Raw genomic sequence first — 16589 nt, 5'->3', positions numbered from 1 at the left:
CTGACGGCCGTCGGGCAGCCGGCCGTCAGGCGTGCGGCAGGGGGAGTTCGAACCAGACCACCTTGCCGACCGCCTTGCGGGCGGTGCCCCAGCGCTCGGCGAGCTTGGTCACCAGGGTGAGGCCGCGGCCGGTCTCGCCCAACTGCTCGGCCGGCTCCAGCGACGGCAGGTTGTGGTTGTCGTCGCTGACCTCGACCAGCAGCTTGTCCACCCGGATCAGCTGGAGCCGGACGCGGTCCCGGGCCACCCGGACGGCGTTCGTGACCAGCTCGCTGACCAGCAGCTCGGTGATGTCGCTGAGCGCCTCCAGGTGCCAGCCGGCCAGCTGCTCGCGGACCAGCGAGCGGGCCCGGCGCACCTCGCGGTGGTCCACCCTGAGGTCCCAGGTGGCCACCTCGGACGGGGCGACCCCGTCGAAGCGGGCCACCAGCAGGGCGACGTCGTCCTTCCGGTCGTCCGAGTGCAGCCGCTTGAGCACCACGTCGCAGGCCTGCTCGGGGCTCTGCCGCGGGTCGATCAGATTGCCGCACAGCGCGGCCAGGCCCGCTCCTATGTCGCCGCCCCGGACCTCGACCAGGCCGTCGGTGCACAGCACCAGCATCGAGCCGTCCGAGACGTCGATGGTCTTGGCGACGAACGGCACCCCGCCGACCCCGATCGGCGCGCCGGCCGGGATCTCCAGCAGCTCGCCGGAGCCGTCCGGGTGCACCAGCACCGGCGGGACGTGGCCGGCGCTGGCCAGCTCGCAGGTCCGGTTGATCGGGTCGTAGACCGCGTACAGGCAGGTGGCGAGGTGGTCGTCGCCGAGCTTGTGGGCCAGGTTGTCCAGGTGCCGCAGCAGCTGGCCGGGCGGCAGGTCGAGCGCGGCGAGGGTCTGCATGGCCGTCCGGAAGCGGCCCATCGCGGCCGCCGAGTGCAGGCCGTGGCCCATCACGTCGCCGACCACCAGGGCGACCCGGCTGCCGGGCAGCTGGATAGCGTCGAACCAGTCGCCGCCGACCTCGGCCTTCGGGTCGCCCGGCAGGTAGCGGTGGGCGATCTGGACGCCGGGGATCTGCGGCGGGCGGGTCGGGATCATCGAGCGCTGGAGGGTGGTGGCCACCCTGGCCTCGGCGCGGTGCAGCCGGGCGTTGTCCAGGGAGAGCGCGGCGCGGACGGCCAGCTCCTTGAGGGTGGCGGCGTCGCTCTCGTCGAAGGGGGCGCGGTCCGGCAGCCGGAGCAGCTTGAGGATGCCGAGCACGGTGCCCCGGGCGGACAGCGGCACCACCAGCATCGAGCGGCCGGAGACCACCTGGGCCAGCCGGGCCCCGCCGAGCGCGATCGCGTAGTCGACCGCGACGTCCGCGCTGATCACCGGGACCAGGACCGGCTGGTTCAGCTGCAGGGCCATCCCCGGCGGGGTGCGGCGAGGCATGCTGACCAGCGAGCCCTCGGACAGCACGTGGTCCCAGGCGCCGCCGGTCTCGTTGTAGACCAGGGCGACCCGGCGGAGCATGGTGTCGTCGTCCGGGCGGGCGGCCGGCAGTTCGGAGTCGGAGATCAGCCCGTCCACCAGGTCCACGCAGGCGAAGTCGGCGACCCGGGGGACCAGCACCTGGCAGAGCTCGTGCGCGGTGAAGCCGAGGTCCAGGGTGGTGCCGACCTTGCCGCCGACCTCGTTCAGCAGTGCCAGCTGCTCGCCGGCCTGCCCGTTGGTGAGGAACGGGCTCAGCCGCCCGGACGGGGCGCCCTCGGCGCCGGCGGGGGTCTGGTCGCTACGGCGGGGCGGACGGCCGTTGGCGGGCGGTTCGGCGGCGGCCGGCTCGATGGCGGCTCCTCCTCCGGTCGGGGACGGGGTGGTCGGGGCCGGGGTGGTCGGTGGGACGCCCGCCGGGGCGCCGACGGCGCCGGACGGCTGGGCGGCCGCGGACCGCTCGGCGGTCTCGCGCTGGGCCGGCAGCGGGCCGGGCGTCCGCCCCCGGACCGTCCGGGCCGGGGGCGCGGACTGCTCGGGCTGCGGCGGCGGGCCGACCCGGGCGGCGCGCTGCTGGGCGGTCGGGTAGCGGCGGCCGAGTCCGGCGGCGGCGTGCGCGGCGGCGGTCTGCGGGTCGGCGGGCAGGACCGGCAGCACGGTGGCCGGGTCCAGCCGCAGGGCGGGCAGACCGGCCTGGTCCAGCACGTCGAGCAGCAGCGCCCGGCGCGCGGCCGAACCGGCCGGCAGCAGCCCGGCCAGCCGGTCGGCCGACAGCAGACCGGCGCGCAGCCGGCCGGGCGGGGTCAGGGCCGCGCCCAGCCGGTGGAAGCCGCCCCGGGCGGGCGGGGTGGCGGCGAACGGCAGCAGCCGCTCGCCGAGTGCGAGCCGGGGGCCGGCGGTGCGCAGCGGTCGGGCGTCGGCGGCGAGGGCGAGCAGGCCGCCGAACGGGTCGGGCAGCGGCCAGGCCCACCAGAGCACGTCGCGCAGGTGCTCCTCGCGGTCGATGACGGCCAGCTGGCCGGCCCAGGGGCGCCCGTCGGCGGTCAGCGCGGCCAGGGTGTCCAGGGCGTCGCAGCGGCGGCGCACGGCGGACCCGGCGGCCTGGCCGGGGGCGGCGAGCGGCTCCACGGCGGGCAGCAGTCCGCTGGCCGGCCGGTCGTGGGCGACCTCGGCGCGGTGCCCGAACAGTTCCTCGGCGGCCCGGCTCCACTGGGCGATCCGTCCGGCCCGGTCGACCAGGACGAGGGCGAGCCGGACCAGGGCGGCCACGCCGGTCGGGTGGTCACCCGGTACGGCCTCGGCGTCCGCCGGACGCGGTGTGGAGTTGGACTCGGCCACCATGGATTCGGTCTGCTCCCGCCTGGCCGCCACGCCTGGAGGCGGCCGTCTCTCCGGAGGAAGGCACGCTGTGCGGAAACCCGGGGCGTGTCCTGTGGATCGTGCCGGGCTTGAGGGCGTGTCTGAACGAGTCCGCCGGGTGCCCGACGCCGCGTGCTGATCCGACGCGAATCATCAGACACGCCCTAGCGAAGCACGGACCGGCCCGGGCGTGATAGCGAAACGGGGAGATTCCTCAGGATCGGTTGCGTGCCGTGCGGCGCGCGCCGGTTCGCACTCCCCGTTCACCCGGACGGGGCTTTCGCGCGCGAGGGTAGGGTGGCAGGCCGGGCCACCCCGCTAGGCGGCTCCGCAGGACGCAGCCGGCCGGACGAGACAGAGGCGAGAAGTGACCGCGCAGAGCCCCGTCCGCTGGACGGACCCGCAGCAGCAGGAGTTGGAGGAGCGGGTCGCCGCCGCCGAACTCGCCTGGCTCAGCATGGACGTCGACGTGCAGACGCTGCGGGTCGAGATCGACAACTTCGCGCTGATCCACCATCAGCTGCTGGGCCCGCTCTACGCCCGGCTGGACGAGCTGGAGGCGCTGGTCGCCGAGGCGGTCGCGGCCAGGACCGGGCACCCCGAGGACCTCCGCCGGGCCGCCGAGGCCCGCCGGCAGGTCGACGAACTGCCCGACCTCGACGCGCTGTTCGACTCCGTCCGGGAGCAGGAGGCGGCCCCGCCGCCGCCCGCCGCGCCGGCCCGGGTGCGCCCCGGGCGGGACGCCCAGCGGATCTACCGCGAGCTGGTCCGCCGGGCCCACCCCGACCTCAGCACCGACCCGGCCGAGCAGCAGCGCCGGGCCGCGTTCCTGGCCCGGGTGAACGAGGCCTACGCGGTCGGCGACGCCGCCGCGCTGGAGGGCCTGTCCGCCGAGTGGTCCACCGCGCCCGAGGCCGCGCCCGGCGCCGACTCCCCCGACCGGCTGGAGTGGCTGCGCCGCCGGCTGGAGTGGCTGACCGGCAAGATCACCGAGACCGCCACCGAGCAGGTCCGGCTGGAACAGACCCCGATGGGTCAGCTGCTCGCGCTGGCCCCGCAGGACCCGGACCGGCTGCTGGAGCAGCTCGCCGAGGAACTGCTCGCCAAGGCCGCCGCCCAGCAGGCCGAGCTGGAGCGGCTGCTCGGCGCCCCGGCCGCGGCGGGCGACGGCCACCGGCAGCCGGTGGGCGACAATGGCACCGACCCGACCCAGCCCCAGGAGAGCCACACGATGTTCGCGCAGATCCCCTCCACCACCGCCGCCGCCGTGCCCGCCGACGCAGCCCTGCTGGACGTGCGCGAGCAGGACGAGTGGGACGCCGGCCACGTGGACGGCGCGCTGCACATCCCGCTCGGCGAGGTCATCGCCCGGATCGGCGAACTGCCGGACGGGAAGCTGTACGTGCTCTGCCGGGTCGGCGGCCGCTCCGCGCAGGTCGTCCAGTACCTGGTGCAGCAGGGCCGGGACGCGGTGAACGTGGACGGCGGCATGTACGCCTGGGAGGGCGCGGGCCGTCCGATGGTGAGCAGCACCGACCAGGACGCCTTCGTCCTGTAGGTCTGCAGGCCTGCGGCTTCGTAGCCCCGTGGCCCCGTCCGGCACCGTCGTGTTCGCCCGGTAGGGCAGGATGGGCGCGCGACCGCGCCGGGACGGGACCCGGGCGGCGCGCCGACCGGGCCGGGGAGGCCATGACGGAGACGACGGACCGCCCGGCCGCCGGACGGGTCTGGTCGACGCCCGCGCAGCTCGTGCTCGGCCTGACCGCGGCGGTGCTGGTGGTCGGCACCGGGCTCTTCCTCGCGGCGGTGTTCCTGCACGTCGCGCCGGCCAACTCGCTGTCCCGGCAGTACCGGGACGAGGTCGACGGCCTGGTGTACCCGGAGTTCGAGCAGAACTGGCGGCTGTTCGCGCCGAATCCGCTGCAGCAGAACGTCAGCCTGGACGCCCGGGTGCGCACGGCCGCCGCCGACGGCACCACCCGCACCCGCGACTGGACCGGGCTGACCGCGCAGGACCTCGCCGCGATCCGGCACAACCCCGCCCCCAGCCACGTCGACCAGAACGTGCTGCGCCGGGCCTGGGACTTCTACGACGGCTCGCACAACCCGCAGGACGAGGCGCTGACCAACACCCGCGGCAGGCTCGCCGAGCAGTACCTCAAGCGGATCGCGCTGCAACGGATCGGCCGGGAGGTGGACGGCGAGCGGATCCTGGAGATCGAGTTCCGGGCCACCGCGGTGACCGTCCCGCCGCCGTCCTGGAGCGGCGAGGCCGCGCCACCGGCGCCGAAGGTGCGGGAGCTGCCCTGGTGGCCGGTGGACGACGAGGACTACCGGGAGCTCGGGTGAGCGAGGTGTCGCCGGAGGTGTCGCCCGAACTCTCGCCCGAGTTCTCGCCTGAGGCGCCGGCCGAGCAGCGGTGGTCGGAGGGCATCCCGCGCCAGGCCGGGCAACCGCCCGCCGTCGGCTCGGCCCCCGGGCCCCGGCCAGACCCGGCGCCGCGCGGGCCCGGCCCGGCCGACCTGGCCGCCCGGGCGATGGCCGCCTTCACCGGGCGGGCGCTGGGCCGCCACCAGGCCGCCGTGGTGCGGATCGGCTTCGGGCTGGTCTGGCTCGCCTACCTGCTGCGCGAGTGGCCCAACCGGCGGGTGCTGTACGGGGACCGGTCGCCCTGGTCGATGGACCTGGCCGAGCGGCTGCTGACCGACAACGGGGCGTTCACCGTGCTGCCGTGGTTCGGCGGGCGGCCCTGGTCCGAGCTGGTCTACCACCTGGCGGTGCTGGCCGCCGTCGCGGTGGTGCTGGGCTGGCGGACCAGGGCGAGTGCGGTGCTGTTCCTGGTCACCGTGCTGTCGCTGCAGAACCGCAACGTCTTCCTCGGCGACGGCGGCGACAACGTCGTCCACCTGATGGCGGTCTACCTGGTCTTCACCCGCTGCGCCGAGGTGTGGTCGCTGGACGCCCGGCGGGCCCGGCCGGGGCGGGCCGGGGTGGTGCTCTGGGTGCTGCTCGGCGCCGTCCTGGCGGCCTGCCAGGTCGGCGGCTTCTCCGGCGAGAGCCTCACCTGGACGGTCCGGACCTTCCCGTACGTCGGCTGGGCGCCGTTGTTCTGGGGGCTCTGGGCGGTGGCCGGGCTCTGGTGGACGCTCGGGCGGCTGCGGCCGGACGGCGAACCGCGCGCGGTGCTCGACGCGCTGGCGAACATGGTGCACAACTGCGCGATGCTGGTGATCGCCGTCGAGGTGGTGCTGATCTACGCGACGGCCGGCTGGTACAAGGTGCAGGGCTCGCGCTGGCAGGACGGCACCGCGCTGTACTACCCGCTGCACCTGGACTACTTCACGCCCTGGCCGTGGCTGTCCGGGCTGGTCGGCTCGGCGCTGCTGCCGGTCTTCCTGATCTCGTACGGCACGGTGGTCGTGCAGGTCGCGTTCCCGTTCACGCTGCTCAACCGGCGGGTCAAGAACGTGCTGCTGGCCGTGCTGCTGGCCGAGCACCTGGGGATCGCGCTGCTGCTCGGGCTGCCGGTGTTCTCGCTCGCGATGATCGCGGCGGACGCGGTGTTCCTGCCGACCGGCGCGCTGCTCTGGGCGGCGGCGCGGCTGCGGCGGATCCGGCGGTCACGAGCGCCGGTCACCGAGGGCGTGCCCTAGGCTGACCCGTATGTCCTGGTTCGCCGCCCTTCGCGACACCGCGCGGACCGGACTCACCCTCGACCGGGCGCTCACCGACCCCAAGCGGGCCCTGCGCGGGGCCGTCGCGGTGGCGTTGGTGCTCTTCCCCACCCTCGCGCTCGGCGGGGTCGCGCTCGCCACCTCGGCCGCGATGGGCGCCTTCATCGCCGGCACGGCCACCTTCCAGCGCAGCTTCCGGCCCCGGGCCAGCCTCGCCGTCGCGGCCGGGGCCGGGCTCGGGGTCAGCACCTTCCTCGGCTACCTGGCGGCCGGGGTGCCCGGGTTGTTCCCGGTGCTGCTCGCGGTGTGGGCCTTCGGCGCCGGGCTCGCCTGGGCGATCGGGCCGACCGCCGGGGTGGTCGCGACCAACACCGTCTCGGTGATGCTGATCGTCGTCCAGCTCCCGGTCAGCGCGACCGCCGCGCTCGGACACGGTCTGGTCGCCGCCCTCGGCGGGGTCGTCCAAGCCGTCGTCATCACCCTGTGGCCGATCGGGAGCTGGAGTGCCCAGCGGGACGCCCTCGCCGACACCTACGCGGAACTCGCGGACTACGCGCGCAGGTTGAGGCAGGACCCGACCGCGCACGTCGACCCGGCGCCGTTCATGACGGCCCGGCACGCCGCCGCCCTGACCCCCTGGCAGGACCGCCACCGGCCGGCCGAACTGCGCGGCCTGCGCGGCCTCGCCGAGCGGATCCGGCCCACCCTGGCCGCGCTCGCCGACCCCAAGGTGGGCGCCCCGGAGGAGGGGCCCGAACGCGACCGGGCCCGTGAGGTGCTGGCGGCCGCCGCCGAGGTCATGGACGCCCTGGCCCGGGCCGTCCGCACCGGCGACCCCGTCCGGCTGCCCCGCTCGGCGCCCACGCTCACCCTGGTCCCGCCGGACGAGGGGCCGCGGCTGCAGGGGGCGGCCCGGCGGTCGGCCCGCCGGCTGGGCGGGCTGCTGCGCAAGGCCGCGGACACGCTGGAGCGGGGCGACGCGGACACCATCACCACGCCCGTGATCGGCGCGGGCGGGGCGCTGCACAAGCCGTCGATCCTCCGGATGCTGCCGGTCGCGCTGCGGACGGTGCGCCGGCAGCTGCGGCCGCGCTCGGCGATCTTCCAGCACGCCGTCCGGCTCGCCGGGGTGGTCACCGTCGCCTACCTGCTGGCCCGGCTGGTCGGCTTCCACCACGGCTACTGGGCGCCGATGACCGCCGCGATGGTGATGCGGCCGGACTTCGCCCAGACCTACAGCCGGGGTGTCGCCCGGCTGGCCGGGACGGTCGTCGGGGTCGCCGTCTCGACGCTGGTGGTGCAGCTCACCCACCCCGGGGAGTGGGTGCTGGCCGCGCTGGCCGTGCTGTGCATCGGCGGGTCGTACCTCGCGTTCCGGACCGGGTACGCGCTGACGACGGTCGGGATCTCGACGTACGTGGTGTTCCTGCTCGGGCTCCAGGCCGGGAACCCGCTCACGACGGCCTTCGAACGGGTCGGGCTCACCCTGCTCGGCGGGTCGGTGGCGCTGGTGACGTACGCGCTCTTCCCGACCTGGCAGACCGCCCGGCTCGGGGAGCGGCTGGCCGAGTGGCTCGCCGCCGCCGGGCGGTACGCGGCCGCGGTGATCGCCTGCTACGAGGACCCGGCCGCGCCGCGCGGGCGGGCGGTGCGGGCCGCGCTGCTGGACTCGCGGGAGGCCCGCTCGGAACTGCTCCAGGCCATGCAGCGCGCCGACGCCGAACCGGGTCGGCACGCCTCCGGGCTGCCCGGGGTGTCCCGGCGCCAGGTCGACCGGGCCCGGGCGGCGGTCGGGCACCTGGGGCGGGTCGCCGTCCTGCTGGAGGCGCACCTGCCGGCCGCCGACGCCGACCCGGTGCCGGGGACGGCGGAGTACGCGGAGGAGCTGCGGCTGGCCACCGCGCTCGCGGGGGCGGCGCTGCTCACCGGGCAGCCGGTGGAGTTCGGCGCCGTGCGGGAGGCGCAGGCGCGGCTGGAGGAACGGCTGGCGCAGGCGCCGGCGGGGGTGCAGCGGGACGTGGTGCGGGCGGGGACGCGGCTGCTGGGGCAGGCGCTGAAGGACCTGGAGCGGGCGCTGCGGGGGCGGGAGGACGTGCGGGGGCCGCAGTAGGCGCCGTTCGCCCCTCCTGGAAGGGCGAACGGCGGGGGCGAACGGAGGGGGGCGAACGGCGCCGGGGCGTCAGGCGGCGCGGGCGGCGGCCTCCAGCCAGTTGGCGAACTCGCAGGCGAAGTGCCACTGGTGGCCGGTGCCGAGGAGGGCGGGGGCGGCCTCGGGGAACTGGACGGTGAGGCGGATCCGCAGGCCGTCCGGGGTGTCGGCGAACTCGTGCATCACCCGCAGCACCTCGGTGCCGTCGGCGAGGGTGCCGGTGCCGCCGATGCGGACCGGGAAGGCCTGGTGGCCGGGCCCGGCGATCGGGACGTCGTCGTGGAAGCGCAGGAAGAAGCGGGCCGGGCCGGTGCCGAGGGTCTCGATGATCTCGACCCGTTCGCCGGTGGAGTCGGCCAGGTAGTGCTCGGGGTTGGCGGCGAGCAGGGCGTCCCGGTCGGGGGCGTGCAGGCGGCCCTGCCACCAGGTGAGGAAGCGGGCGGCGTCGATGCCGGTGGCGGTGAGCTCGGTGACGGCGGTGCTCCACCGGCCGCCGGAGGCGTGGGCCCAGGCGGCCAGGGCGGTGTCGGCGGCGGTGGTGTCGGGGGTGAGCAGTTCGCGCGTCCGGTCGTCGCCGAGGCGCTGCTTGAGCAGGCGCAGGGCGGTGCGGGCGCGGTCGAGCTCCCAGGCGAGGACGGCCTCGCGCGGGTGGCTGGTGCCGTCGATGTCGGTGTGGACGGTGAGCGCGGTGGTGGTCACGGCGTCACTCCTCGGCTCCTCAACGATGCGGAGAGATTTTCTCCGCTTCACTGGACGCTAGCATAGGGGGAGAGAATTTCTCCGGTTAGGGAGTTGCCGATGAGGGCCGACGCGGAACGCAGCCGGCGCAGGATCTTGGACGCCGCCTGCGAGGTGTTCCTGGAACGGGGCCCGGACGCCCCGCTGGACGCCGTGGTCCGGCGGGCCGGGGTCGGCCCGGCCACCCTCTACCGGCGCTTCCCCGACCGGGAGGCCCTGGTCCGCGCCCTGGTCACCGACCTGCTGGCCCGGCTCGCCGAGGCCGCCGCACAGGCCCGCCGCGACGAGACCGACCCGTACCGGGCGCTGCGCCGCTTCGTGCACGCCGCCGCCGACCTGCGGATGGGCGCGGCGATCGTGGTGCTGCTGGAGCGGCTGGTGGTGGACGAGGACCTGGTCGCCGTCCGCCGCGACGCCGTCACCGCCGTCGAGGCACTGCTGCGCGCCGCCCAGGACGCCGGGCGGCTGCGGGCCGACGTGGGGATGGGCGACCTGGTGCTGCTCTGCGTCCGGGTGTCCCGCCCGCTGCCGGGCGCGCTGGCCGCGCTCGACGCGGACGGCTCGCTGGTCCACCGGCACCTCGACCTCGCGCTCGCCGGGCTGGCCGCCGATCCGGACGGCCCGACCGGCCGGCCGCTCGGCTTCGACGAGGTGATCGCCGCCGCCGGCCGCCCCGGCGAGCCCGACCCGGGCGGGATCGTCCCGGGCGGGGTGGCCCCGGATCAGACGGTCCTGGATCAGGTGGCCCTGGATCGGACGGCCTCGGACGAGGTGGCAGAGTGAACGCCATGAACGCCATGAACGCCATGGACGACGAGGTGCTGCGGGCGTGGCGGGCGGCGGAGCGGGAGCCGGGGGCCGTCCTGCTGGACGGGTTCCACCCGCTGAAGCACGCGCTGCGCTTCGGCGGGGACGTCCGGCGGGTGCTGACCGCCGACCGGGCGGCGCTGCTGGCCCTGGCCGGGGAACTGGCGCCGGACGTCGCCCCGGCACTGGACGCGCTGGCGGTGGAGTTGCCCGAGGACCGGCTGCGGACGCTGGCACCCCGGCTGCACCCGACCGGGGTGGTCGCCCTGGCCGCGCGGCCGTCCGTCGGGGCGAACCTGGCGGCCCTGGCCCGGCGCCCGCGCCCGGCCCCGGTGGTGCTGCTGGAGAACCCGCGCAACCTGGGCAACGTCGGGGCGGTGATCCGGCTGGCGGCCGGCTTCGGCGCCACCGGCGTGGTGACCACCGGCGATCTGGACCCCTGGCACCCGACCGTGCTGCGCGGCAGCGCGGGCCTGCACTTCGCCACCGCGGTGGAGCGGCTGGCCCTGCCGGAGCTGCCCGCCGGGCCGCTGTACGTGCTGGACCCGGAGGGCGCGGACATCCGGACGCTGCCGTTCCCGGACGACGCGCTGCTCGCCTTCGGCACCGAGCGGCACGGCGTCTCGGCGGAGCTCAAGGCGCGGGCGGACCACCTGGTCTCGGTGCCGATGCAGCCGGGGGTGTCCAGCTTCAACCTGGCCACCAGTGTGGCGATGGGCCTCTTCCACTGGATGTCGTCGAAGCCGCGGGGGTGAGGCGTGGCGCCCGCCGGGCGGGCACCACGCCGTTCACGGGCTAGGCGAAGAGCCGGCGCCAGGTGTCCGGGCCGGGGTAGCCGTCGGCCTCGGCGCCGCGCCAGCCCTGGGCCTGCTGGAAGGCCTGGACGGCCCGCCGGTCGCTCTCGCTCCAGCGCGGGCCGGGGCCGACGCCGTACGAGCCGCCGAAGCCCTTGCGGACCAGCTGCTCGCCCAGCAGGCGTACCTGGTCGTTGTTCTGACCCGGCCCGAAGTACTGCCGGCCGGGGAAGGCGGGCGCCCCGGTGCCGGGCCCGACCGGCGGCGGTGGCAGCGGGGTGGTGCCGGCGCCGATGGCGCGGCCCTTGCCGTTGACCAGGTAGTCCCAGGTGTCCTTGCCGGGGATGCCGTCGGCCTCGGCGCCGCGCCAGCCCTGGGCCTCCTGGAAGGCCTGGGTGGCCCGCCGGTCGGCCTCGCCCCAGCGCGGGTCGGGCCCCTCGGAGTAGAACCGGGCGCCGCCGCGCTGCACCAGCAGCCGGCCGAGCTCGGTGACGTACGCGTTGTTCGCGCCGGGGCCGAACTTGTCCGCGCCCGGGAAGGCGGTGGCCGGGGCGCCGTCGTTGCTGCCGCCGGACAGGCCGGTGTAGCGGTACGGGACGTAGGCGCCGGAGTTGTTCCAGTAGGCGTACGGGGTGTCGCGCTTCTTGGTGCCGGGGGAGGTCTGCTCGTAGGCGAGGTAGCGGGTGAGGGAGGAGTCCGTCCAGCCGCCGAAGATCGTCACGTGCGACCCGGACTGCGGGCTGGCCGGGTTGTTGTAGATCAGCACGTCGCCGGGCTGGAGGTCGGCCTTGCCGATCCGCTCGGCGAAGTTCGGCAGGGTCCAGGTGGTCTGGCTGCTGCCGAGGCCCCAGGCCATCGAGACGAAGCCGGAGCAGTCCTGGCGGTAGCCGTCCGACCAGTAGCTGCCCATGCCGTACGGCACCTGTTGGTCGACCCAGCCCTGGGCGCGCTGGATGATCTGCGCCCGGGTGGGCGGCTGGGCGGCGGCGCGCGGGGCGGCGAAGGCGCGGGCGCCGGGCGCTTGGCCGTAGAGGCCGCTGACCTCGCCCTGCGGGGTCTGCGGGGGCTGGGCGGTGCTGCTGCCGCCCGGGGTGGGGCCGGGGGTGGGGGCGGCGGTGGCGTGTCCGGCGGCGGCCGTCCCGCCGCCCACCGCGGTGCCGACGGCGGCCATCAGCACGGCGGCCCGGCGGCGGATGCTGCGGGCCGCGGCGTGCCCGCCCTCGTGGACCGGTGCGGCGTGCCGCCGGGCGCGGCGGCGGGCGCTGCAGCCCCCGCATATGCAGTCCTCGTCCGGTTCGACCTCGTCGAACTCCAGCAGCGGGGACAGGTGGTCGGTACGGGTCATGCTCCGCCTCTTTCCTGCGGTCTTCCTGGTCGACGCCTGACGGCGTGACAGGACTGGCCTTCCCGGGCCGGCCCCGCGTGTTATCGGGACCAAAGTCCCAAAGCGGGCGGAAGGTGGCACGGCGGATTGCGCCGGACGGGTGACAACCGTTCGGCGGCCCGGGCGTGGCGGGGGCGAGGAGGAGACGGTAGTGCCGGCGCGGGGCCTGGCGGCCGGTCAGGCGTGGCGGGGGTGCACGGGCCGGTTCGAGGACGGCGGGGGCGGCTGGACGTCAGGGATGACTGGATGCCGGGGGGCGGCTACTGCCACTCCCAGCGGATGCCGATGTGCCCGGGCTGCTGGTCCGGGGCGAGCACGTGGGCACTCGCGGAGGCGCCGATCCAGAGCTGCTCGCGGCGGTGGTCGACGTCCGCGCCCGGCTCGCGGTCGTAGCGCTCGCAGTGTGCGGGGACGGCCGCCGGGTCGAAGTGCACCTGGAGCACGTACTCGCGCACCGGGGTGGCGAAGCGGCGGCTGTACTCCAGCGTCGGGCCGCCCGGCGGGATCTCCACCTCGTACTCGAAGACCGTGCTGTCGCCGAGCGCCAGCGGGCGGTCCAGCATCAGCTCGCCGACGGTCAGGCCGGTCTCCGGGCGGCGCCGGACCCGGCCCAGTCGGCCGTGCCGCACCGAGGTGATCTCCGGGCAGCCGGTCGCCTCCTCGTCGGCCTTGTGCACGACCAGGCAGCGGCCCACGCCGCCGACGGTGGCGCGCACCACCTGGCGCATCCGCAGCAGGTTGCCGCGCCGCTCGGCGTCCACGTAGTACGAGTCGTGGATGCTCAGCCGCTCCAGTTCGCCCTGCGGCGGGGCGTCCAGCTCGGCGAAGATGTCCGCGATCTGCCGTTCGCCCGGCCAGACGTCCTCCAGGCCGAGGTGGCAGGTGTTCGCGACGGCGGCCCAGCGGCCGCGCGGGCGGGGCGGGCCGAGCAGCGAGGTGAGCGCGCTGTGCGGCAGTCCGAGCAGTTCCTCCAGCAGGTGGACGGCCCTCAGCGAGCTGGCCCGTTCGGGCTGGCTGCGCCCGCGCCGCCAGTAACTCAGCGTCGTGACGCTGACTCTGACGCCACGTTGGGTGAGGGCGGCTCTGATCCTGTCCAGGCTGAGGCCGCTGGCCTCGATGGCCAGGTGCAGGGTGTCCGCGAAGCCGCCCGGGGCGGTGGCCCGCCCGGCGTGCGCGGGTGCCGGAGGCGGTGCGGGTACGGACGGGCCGGGGCGCTCCGGGCGCAGTCCGACCAGCCGGAGTCGCGCGGAGTCCTGAGGCTGCTGTGCGGCCATGCGGTGACCCTCCCCGCCAGGTGAGTTCGGAGGGGCCTGGCCGGCGCCGAGGCTCGCCGCCGACGGCTTCACCGAGCTTTGGGGAACCCTATGCACGGTCGAGAGGCTACGTCATCAGTCGTGCGTATGACAGGGGTCACGGCAGGTGAACCGAAGGGTTAGTGATCTTGAAACAGTTCGGAAACACACGCCCGCGCCGCCCGCCGCGCCGGGCGGACGCACACCGCCGGGGCGGGCCCTGTCGGCGCCGCCCCGGCGGGGGTCAGGTGGTGCTACCCGCTGGTGGTCAGTTGACGTTCAGCGCGACGTCGTCGATCACGAAGCTGGTCTGGTTGGAGCCGTCCTCGGTGCCGGTGAACTTGATGGTCACGCTCTTGCCGGCGAAGGAGGAGAGGTCCAGGGTGCGCTTCACGTAGCCGGCGGCGGCGTTGACGTTGGAGTACGTCGCCAGCGTGGTGCCGTTGGCCTGGACGGTCAGCTTGTCGTACGCGGTGGTGCCGGTCTCCGCGGTGTCGATGTGCAGCCAGAAGGTGAGGCTGGCGGACTTGCAGCCGGCCGGCACCGAGACGGTCTGCGACAGGGTGTCGGTGTGGGCGCTGCCGTAGCCGTCCAGCCAGGCCTTCCAGCTGCCCGAGTGGGCCGCCTGCGAGGAGCTGTTGTCGACCACGCCGCTGGAGGTGGTCCACGGGGCGGCGGTGCCGGTCTCGAAGCCGCCGTTGCCGACCAGCTGGGCCGCGGTGCAGCCGCCGGGCGGGGTGGTGGAGCCGCCGCCGAGCAGGGCGGTGGTCAGGCCGTCGGCGATCGGGGTGCCCCAGCCGGTGACCTGGTCGTAGCCCGTCCCGGCCGGGAAGTCCTGGTTGGAGCCGCTGGTCACGTCGTGGAAGGCACCCGAGTAGTTGCTGCTGTTCGCGACCGCGTACAGCTTCGGGCTCGCCTCGCCCAGCACCGGCTGGCCGGCCGCCTTGGCCTTCTGGTTGAACTGGGCCGCGTAGCCGGCCCACAGCGGCGCCGCCGCACTGGTGCCGCCGTAGACCTGCCAGGAGCCGGCCGTGTAGATCGCGAAGCCGCTCGCCGGGTCGGCGTTGGAGGAGACGTCCGGGACGGTGCGCATGGTGCCGCTGCCGGTCTGCCAGGTCGGCTTGCCGAACACGGTGGAGACGCCGCCGCCGGCGCCGCTCCAGGCGCTCTCCGAGGAGTACGAGGTGCCGGACACCTGGAGGTTGGTGCCGCCGACGCCGGTCTGGTGCGGGCTGGACGCCGGGAAGTCGACCGCCTTGACCGACGAGCCGCTGGTGGAGCGGGTGCAGTCGCGGGAGCCGTCGTCACCGGAGGCGGAGAAGATCGAGATGCCCTGGGCGGCGGCCTGCTTGAAGGCGTTGTCCACGGCCGTCATCGAGGCGGCGGTGGTGTCCGGCTCGCAGGAGCCCCACGAGATCGAGATGACCGAGACCTGGTTGTCGGCCACGATCTTGTTGGCCATGTCGATCTCGCCCTGGTCGCTGTTGGGCGCCTCGTAGACCAGCTGGGTCGCCTTCGGCGCCGCGCCGCGGACGATCTCGCTGTCCAGCTCGACCTCGCCCTGGCCCTGGCCGGGGGCGGAGTCGTAGTTGGCGCCGTCCACCGAGACCGTGGAGACGGCCGGGCCGGACAGGCCGTACTGCGAGTCGTAGGTGGTCAGGTTGGAGGACGAGTAGCCGTCGAACTCCCAGAGGGCGACCGTCGTGCCGGTGCCGTCGGCGCCGGTCTTGTTCAGGTTGTAGGCGCCGTCGTACTGCGACGGGCCGAAGCCGCTCGGGGTCGAGGAGGCCGTGTGCGGGGTGACCGAGTTCGGCTTGGCCAGGCGGTTCTTGCGGACCGCGTGGTTGTCCAGGCCGCTCACGCCCTGGACCACGTCGGCCAGGTCGGCCGGGACGGAGGCGGCGGCGTCGTTGGCGAAGAAGGCGCGCTGCAGCTGCGGGTCGACGTAGGAGCTCTCGTGGGTGCCGAAGGCCTGCGAGATCTGCGCGTTGGTGCCGTGGGCGCTGACCACCTGGCGGTTGGCGCTCACCTCGGTGACGGTCAGGCCCTGGGCGGCCAGGTAGGTCTTGACCTGGTCGACGGCGGCCTGGGTCGGCCCGAACCGGGCGGTGAACTGCTCCGGCGTCAGGTACTTGCCGAACTCGGGGGTGCCGGGGGTGGCGACCGCGGTGAGGAAGTGGTCCAGGGCGGCGGTGTCACGCAGCTTCAGGCTGACGGCCACCGAGATCTGCTGCTCGGCCGGGACGTCGCCCTTCTTCTCCGAGTGGGCCACCGCCGGGTTGACGGTGTTCGGGAGCGCGACACGGGGAGCGGGGGCGGCCTGCGCGGTGGAGACACCGAGCGAGACGGCGGTCAGCGGCAGTACGGCTATCGCCGCGGCGAGGGCAAGGGAGCGGGGGCGCAACGGATCCTCCTCTGGCCGGCTGTGGGGGCCGGCAAGGGGCCAGAGCGTTCCGGAGTCGAAAACGCTGGCTAGAACATGACAGAACCAGTGCGCAAAGTGGCTCATGGTCAAGCAATTCGTTGCTAAAAAACAGTCAACTGTGGACACCCGGAATGCGGGGATTCCATACAGTGAATGGCCCGGATTCCGGAACCGGTCCCTACCGGTGGGGGGGCGGAAGGGACGGACGTGGAATCGGGTGGGGCCGGGCGGGAAGCACGGCCGGCGTGGGCCGAATGACGACGCGCGGAAATCGGGCGCGGGCGGCGCGGAACTATGTGAAAGGCACGGCCCGGAAGCTGCTCTGACGTCGGGCCGGGCGGGACCGACGGAGGGGGCCGGGAGGGTCTGACGGAGGGCCTGGAAGCCCTGACGGCAGGCCGGGGCGGGGGGGGGGGGGGGGGCCCCCCCCCCCCCCCGGGGGGGGGGGGGGGGGGGGGGGGGGGGGGGGGGGGGTGGGTGGGCGCGCGGGGCGGGGGGGGAGGGGGCCCCCCCG

General features: G+C 75.3%; 11 protein-coding genes. 6 read left to right on the top strand and 5 right to left on the bottom strand.

Annotation, left to right across the window (positions count from 1 at the left end; genetic code table 11):
- Positions 1-25: 25 nt before the first annotated feature.
- Complete coding sequence (locus tag ACFWPI_RS20925) at positions 26-2794, bottom strand: SpoIIE family protein phosphatase (RefSeq protein ID WP_380371314.1); 2769 nt, start codon at positions 2792-2794, stop codon at positions 26-28.
- Positions 2795-3179: 385 nt separating this feature from the next.
- Here ACFWPI_RS20925 and ACFWPI_RS20920 point away from each other — a divergent pair, with 385 nt between their 5' ends.
- From ACFWPI_RS20920 to ACFWPI_RS20905, 4 genes are all read left to right on the top strand, one after another.
- Complete coding sequence (locus tag ACFWPI_RS20920; protein ID WP_063348441.1) at positions 3180-4370, top strand: rhodanese-like domain-containing protein; 1191 nt, start codon at positions 3180-3182, stop codon at positions 4368-4370.
- A gap of 131 nt (positions 4371-4501) precedes the next feature.
- On the top strand, positions 4502-5161 hold the full coding sequence (locus ACFWPI_RS20915; protein ID WP_363368186.1) for a DUF5819 family protein: 660 nt from the start codon (positions 4502-4504) through the stop codon (positions 5159-5161).
- The gene (locus ACFWPI_RS20910; protein ID WP_380371318.1) at positions 5158-6465 is read left to right on the top strand and encodes an HTTM domain-containing protein; all 1308 of its coding nucleotides are present in this window, start codon (positions 5158-5160) and stop codon (positions 6463-6465) included. The genes ACFWPI_RS20915 and ACFWPI_RS20910 overlap by 4 nt, the downstream gene beginning before the upstream one ends.
- Positions 6466-6475: 10 nt before the next feature.
- A complete protein-coding gene (locus ACFWPI_RS20905) occupies positions 6476-8596 on the top strand; it encodes an FUSC family protein (protein WP_380371321.1) in 2121 nt (706 codons plus the stop codon).
- Between the two features lie 69 nt (positions 8597-8665).
- Here the strand turns inward: ACFWPI_RS20905 and ACFWPI_RS20900 are convergent, their stop codons facing one another.
- Positions 8666-9334 (bottom strand): hypothetical protein, encoded by a 669-nt coding sequence (locus ACFWPI_RS20900; RefSeq protein WP_380371323.1) that lies wholly within the window; start codon positions 9332-9334, stop codon positions 8666-8668.
- 99 nt (positions 9335-9433) lie between these two features.
- On the opposite strand from ACFWPI_RS20900, the gene ACFWPI_RS20895 reads away from it, so the two are divergent.
- Complete coding sequence (locus tag ACFWPI_RS20895) at positions 9434-10156, top strand: TetR/AcrR family transcriptional regulator (protein ID WP_380371326.1); 723 nt, start codon at positions 9434-9436, stop codon at positions 10154-10156.
- Between the two features lie 23 nt (positions 10157-10179).
- Positions 10180-10935, top strand: a complete 756-nt coding sequence (locus tag ACFWPI_RS20890) for an RNA methyltransferase (RefSeq protein ID WP_363368375.1) — start codon at positions 10180-10182, stop codon at positions 10933-10935.
- 40 nt (positions 10936-10975) lie between these two features.
- On the opposite strand, the gene ACFWPI_RS20885 is transcribed toward ACFWPI_RS20890, so the two are convergent.
- The 3 genes from ACFWPI_RS20885 to ACFWPI_RS20875 all read right to left on the bottom strand — a co-directional run bounded on the left by ACFWPI_RS20885 (position 10976) and on the right by ACFWPI_RS20875 (position 16054).
- Complete coding sequence (locus tag ACFWPI_RS20885; RefSeq protein ID WP_380371328.1) at positions 10976-12319, bottom strand: peptidoglycan-binding protein; 1344 nt, start codon at positions 12317-12319, stop codon at positions 10976-10978.
- Positions 12320-12618: 299 nt separating this feature from the next.
- Complete coding sequence (locus ACFWPI_RS20880; RefSeq protein ID WP_380371331.1) at positions 12619-13632, bottom strand: XRE family transcriptional regulator; 1014 nt, start codon at positions 13630-13632, stop codon at positions 12619-12621.
- A gap of 286 nt (positions 13633-13918) precedes the next feature.
- Entirely contained in the window at positions 13919-16054 is a 2136-nt protein-coding gene (locus ACFWPI_RS20875) for a protease pro-enzyme activation domain-containing protein (RefSeq protein ID WP_380371334.1), read from the bottom strand.
- Between the last annotated feature and the right edge of the window lie 535 nt (positions 16055-16589).

The sequence above is a fragment of the Kitasatospora sp. NPDC058492 genome, assembly GCF_042720685.1.
Classification (GTDB): Bacteria; Actinomycetota; Actinomycetes; order Streptomycetales; family Streptomycetaceae; genus Kitasatospora.
The sequence above is the reverse complement of the archived record's forward strand: the minus strand, read 5'-3'. Positions and strand labels throughout refer to the sequence as shown.